Genomic DNA, 5,332 nt, shown 5'->3' with positions numbered 1-5,332 from the left:
TTTTATAATGTGTCAGTTTCTCATGGGTTTATACTCAGAACTCAGAACTCAGCACTCAGCACTCAGAACTCAGCACTCAGCACTCAGCACTTTCCTAAACCGCAACCATTTCTAGTTCTGTTTTCGACAGAGTACCAAAAAAGTCATAGCGGTCTAGTGCTTCTAAAATTCCCCAAGCATAATTTCCTTCGGCAAAGTAAATTTGTGGATAACCACGTAATTTTTCTAGTTCGGCGCTGTAGTTACCCACAACCACACCTAATGTATTCCCAGATAGCATTGATTCATCATTACCAGATGCACCTGCTACTAAGAATCGTTTAATGGGTAATCCCCACTTCAAAGCACAATAACGAATTGCATCTCCTTTAGAAGCCCGGATGGGTAACAAATCGAGATACATATTATGGCTGTAAATTCCTTTCACGTGGAGTCTACGCCGTCGCAGATGACGCATGATTTCCTTAAAGCTTAAGGATTTACCTTCATCAATAAAATAGCTGAGTTTAAACTTACCTTGACCTTCCGGGGGTTGTAACTCGACTCCGGGTAATTCCTCCATCGCTTCACGCACAGCATCAGCGTTCCAATGGTAGCTAATATGTCTTTGCCAGTTACTATCCGGTATTACCTGGGGCCCATAATAAATTTCACTACCAGCCGAGACAATTAGCAAGTCTGGTCTGGGGAAATGCCATTCTTCTAACATCTCTAAGGAACTGTTGAGGTTGCGCCCAGTAGCAATTCCCACTCCAGTTGAATGACCGTCGTTACGCACTCGTTCAATGAGTTTATGTAAAGCTTCCTGGTCGCCTAAGAGAGTGTTATCGATTTCGCAAACCAGAAAACGATCTGCGGTTGGTAAGCGGTTTTGGTCGGGAATATTCCAATCAGGTAAGTCAGTTGCTAAGGCTTTTGCTAGGGGACTCAGCACGGATTGGATTCGTCGTTGCGGTAATTGCTTCACCTGTTCCAAATAACGTTCTACGTGACTAGACCAGGAGAAATTGTCTCGAACTCGATCTAAACCATTTTTAGACCAAATTTCCCATTGTTCCCGATTTGTGAGTGCTGTTCGCAGAGCATCTTGAATCTGTTTAATATCTAGAGGGTCAATCAACATCCCATTGTCGCAAACCTCTAGGATATCTCGCGGGCCTCCATCTGATGTGGCGATAATTGGCACACCACAAGCTGTAGCTTCAATTAAGGTAAGACCAAATGGCTCGGTTAATGCCGGATTGATAAAAACGCCCTGTGTTTTCGCCAACAATCGATACAGGTCAGCTACCTCATCAGAACGGTGATGTTTGGGATAGGCGACGTATCCGTAAAGGTCGTAGCGGTCGATTAACTGGAAAATTTCTGTCAGGACTTGACGTGGCCCTGATTCCATCGTGGTGATGTCATCTCGATTGCCTAAAATTAAGACTAAATTCGCTAAATGACGCAATTCTCGGTCTTCACCATAAGCTTTGACCAGAGTAGCTACATTTTTACGAATGGCTGGCCGAGAAAGCGCCATAATCATGGGCTTTTCGGGATTATTGAGAAATCGTTTTAAACCTTGATAAATTGGTGGTTCTTGCCAATTTTCCGGCACTGGATAAAATTCTTTAAGTGCTACCCCAGGCGGAATGACAACCATTCTATTCGGTTGATAGTGGTCGTAAATACCGTATTGCTGTGTTACTTCTTGATGGGTACTGGCGATGACTAAGGCTGCACTAGCCAGAGTCGCTTCCTCGGCTTCAATTCGCGTACTAATGTGATAGGTGCTTTCAATGGTTTCTCTTTTAGTACCATGCTCTAAAAGCCGTTGTTGTTTTACACGTCCTAGAGAGTGACCAGTATGTACAAGTGGTACACCCAACCAACCAGCAACCCGACACCCCACATATCCAGCGTCGGCGTAATGGCTATGAATGACATGGGGTAATTTTCCTACTTGGCGCAGGTGCTTAAGTAATTCATCTGCAAAATTATCTAAATGCGGCCAGAGAACTTCTTTGCGGAGATAACGACGTGGCCCGCAGTTAACACGAATAATTTGGGCTTTGTCACTCAGAATTTCTACAGGTTGAGCATAATCAGAACTAACTTTTGGATCATTAACTAAACGAGTTACCAGGTCTACGCGTTCTACTTGTGGGTTTGCTGCTAAAGCTTGAGCCAGTTCTAGAGCATATTTAATTTGTCCACCCGTGTCAGCATCTCGTCCTAATTCTAAATTTTTACCACGAATTAAGCCGTGAACACTGACTAGTAGAATATACAATCCTGGGCTATTTGACATTTTGCATTCCTCAATTTTACTGTATTACAGCCCGGGAACAGCTCGTCACAATTGTATAGCTGTTATCCGCTACAGATTAGTAAAAAAAATTCTGCTGATGTTTAAAGATTATAAAACAAATGCGTCAATTTATCACAATTCTGTTACTCCAATGACTGTAATGTATTAATAGCCTAGAGTAATGTTACTAATTATAGTGTCTCAAGAGTTACAATAATTTTGCTTTTATTCTGTGTGGCAAGTGATGATTAATTATAGAGTAAACACTAAAACTTTTTTGAGGGTTAAGTAATAATTTATTCTCTTCTTTTCAAAACAAATTTTAATTTAGCTATTTTTATGTATCCAATAAAAATTAAAAGACACCGAATCGTCTCATGAATATTACTTAATACTTTAGGTTCTATCGTACTTGTTATGTTAAATTAACCTTCTGTCAGAGGGAACAGGGAACAGGGAACAGGGAACAGGGATAAAAAAGAAATTTTCCAAAACATTGAGGATAATCAGTTTGAATTCCTTGTATGGTCAGAATTCTGGATTTTTTAAAGCAGAGTTAGCATAATTATGTACTGAAGAACCCTACTTTAAACAGATAATTTGATCGAAATGTCAGTATTTTTAGTGTAAAAATTTCAATAATGATTTAAATCGCCTGTTTTTGATATTACAAAACCGTAACATTCACTACATATACATTGAGATGTCAAATCACGGTGGCTACATGGGCGTTATCTTATATTTTTAAATGATTCAATGATGCTGCTGAGGCAGTATACTATAGTGTGAACCTTTAATATGATAGTCAGTAGACTAGGATCGCAGGGCGGAAGTCAAAAAGCTGATCAGATAGGCTTTTCATTGACTTTCGATGATGGGTTTATGTACGCCGTGGTGTAGTAGTATTGTCAGTAATTTTGAGATACATTGTCCAAAAAGTTACCCACAAACCTAAATTATCGGTTTTTTGTCGGCACTGATTCTGATATTAATAAACTAAACAACTGGCTATACTTTCTAGGTTTCCCGAAGCGGTGAGGATTTGACGAAAGTAGGCAGCATTTTAAATATAAACTTATTATGGCGCTGATAGTTCAAAAATACGGTGGTACATCTGTTGGTTCGGTAGAACGTATTCAAGCTGTTGCACAGCGTGTTTACAAAACTGTTAATGCGGGAAACTCTGTGGTGGTAGTGGTTTCAGCTATGGGTAAAACCACAGATGGACTGGTGAAAATAGCTCAGGAAATTTCTCAAAATCCCAATCGCCGGGAAATGGATATGTTGCTTTCCACTGGTGAGCAAGTAACCATTGCTTTAGTCAGTATGGCTTTGCAAGAAATTGGACAGCCAGCAATTTCTATGACTGGCGCTCAAGTCGGAATTGTTACCGAAGCTGAACATACCCGCGCCCGGATTTTGGATATTGAAACTGAACGGTTAAGTTCTCATATTGCTCAAGGTAAAGTGGTTGTAGTTGCTGGATTTCAGGGGATATCTAGCCTCAGAGATATGGAAATTACGACTTTGGGACGTGGGGGTTCTGATACTTCCGCAGTGGCGATCGCAGCAGCAATTGGGGCAAATTTTTGTGAAATTTATACAGATGTCCCAGGGATATTAACTACAGACCCCCGGTTGGTGGCTGAAGCTCAATTAATGGACGAAATTACCTGCAATGAAATGCTGGAATTAGCCAGCCTGGGGGCAAAGGTGTTACATCCCCGTGCTGTGGAAATTGCCCGTAACTATGGCGTTCCCCTAGTGGTGAAATCGAGTTGGTGCGATGATCCTGGGACTTGGGTAATATCACCGAAACCCCAAGGGCGATCGCTTGTTAACTTAGAAATTGCCCGTCCTGTAGATAATGTTGAATTTGACACAGATCAAGCAAAAGTGGCATTGTTGCGCGTACCGGATAAGCCAGGGGTCGCAGCGCGGTTATTTGGAGAAATATCTCGGCAAAATGTAGACGTAGATTTAATTATTCAGTCAATACATGAAGGTAATAGTAATGACATTGCCTTTACTGTCACAGCACCCATATTAAAACGAGCTGAAGCTGTAGCATCTGCCATCGCCCCAGCCTTGAGGAATCAATCTCACCCCAACTCTGACGAAGCTGAAGTGATGGTAGAGCAAAATATTGCTAAAGTCAGCATTGCAGGTGCGGGAATGATTGGCCGTCCTGGGGTAGCGGCGAAAATGTTCGCCACCTTAGCGGAAGCACAAGTGAACATTCAAATGATTTCTACCAGTGAAGTCAAAGTTAGTTGTGTCGTAGATGCAGCAGAATGCGATCGCGCCGTAGCTGCACTTCGTCAAGCCTTTGAAATTGAAGCAGACAACGGGACCAAGGGACAAAAACAACAAAAAGAAATTTCCCCACTCTCCCCCACTCCCCACTCAGCACGGGCTAAACGCCCCGCTACCGCTAACAGCACTCAGCACTCTCCCCCCCCTGTGCGTGGTGTCGCCTTAGATATGAACCAAGCACGTCTCGCAATTCGTCAAGTCCCAGATCGGCCGGGAATGGCGGCGAAATTATTTGGACTATTAGCACAGCACAATGTCAGTGTGGACATGATCATTCAATCACAGCGCTGTCGCATTGTGGACGGTGTTCCCAAACGAGATATTGCTTTTACCGTCTCGCGGATAGATGGGGAAAGTACACAGCAAATGTTAACTCAAGTCGCGTCCGAATTAGGATGGGGTGAAGTTGTGTTAGATAATGCGATCGCGAAGGTAAGTATTGTTGGGGCTGGAATGGTTGGACAACCTGGTATTGCAGCTAAAATGTTTGAGGCTTTAGCCCAACACCAAATTAATATTCAAATGATTGCTACCTCAGAAATCAAAATTAGCTGTGTTGTAGCACAAGAAGAAGGTGTTAAAGCTTTACAAGTGATTCACGCCGCCTTTGGGTTAGCTGGTAGCGAAAAATTTGTCATCCCAGCTTAATTGGTCATTAATTATCTCCCCAACTCCTCAGTGATTCAGATTACAATTCTGTTAACGAATGTGGCTTAGACA

General features: G+C 42.3%; 2 protein-coding genes. One reads left to right on the top strand and one right to left on the bottom strand.

The annotated features are described in order from the left end of the window. Positions 1-94 precede the first annotated feature (94 nt). The gene (locus VB654_RS20415; RefSeq protein WP_323215634.1) at positions 95-2,296 is read right to left on the bottom strand and encodes an HAD family hydrolase; all 2,202 of its coding nucleotides are present in this window, start codon (positions 2,294-2,296) and stop codon (positions 95-97) included. Positions 2,297-3,376: 1,080 nt separating this feature from the next. Here VB654_RS20415 and VB654_RS20410 point away from each other — a divergent pair. Then, entirely contained in the window at positions 3,377-5,260 is a 1,884-nt protein-coding gene (locus VB654_RS20410) for an aspartate kinase (protein WP_323215633.1), read from the top strand. The last annotated feature ends 72 nt before the right edge of the window (positions 5,261-5,332 follow it).

Source organism: Nodularia sp. UHCC 0506 (assembly GCF_034931045.1).
In the GTDB taxonomy this organism is placed as follows: domain Bacteria; phylum Cyanobacteriota; class Cyanobacteriia; order Cyanobacteriales; family Nostocaceae; genus Nodularia.
Note: the sequence above shows the minus strand (reverse complement) of the source record. Positions and strands in the feature narration are given on the sequence as shown.

Coding starts and splice junctions, on each gene's coding strand:
- VB654_RS20415 (WP_323215634.1), bottom strand. CDS start 2,296: ATGTCAAATAGCCCAGGATTGTATATTCTACTAGTCAGTGTTCACGGC.
- VB654_RS20410 (WP_323215633.1), top strand. CDS start 3,377: ATGGCGCTGATAGTTCAAAAATACGGTGGTACATCTGTTGGTTCGGTA.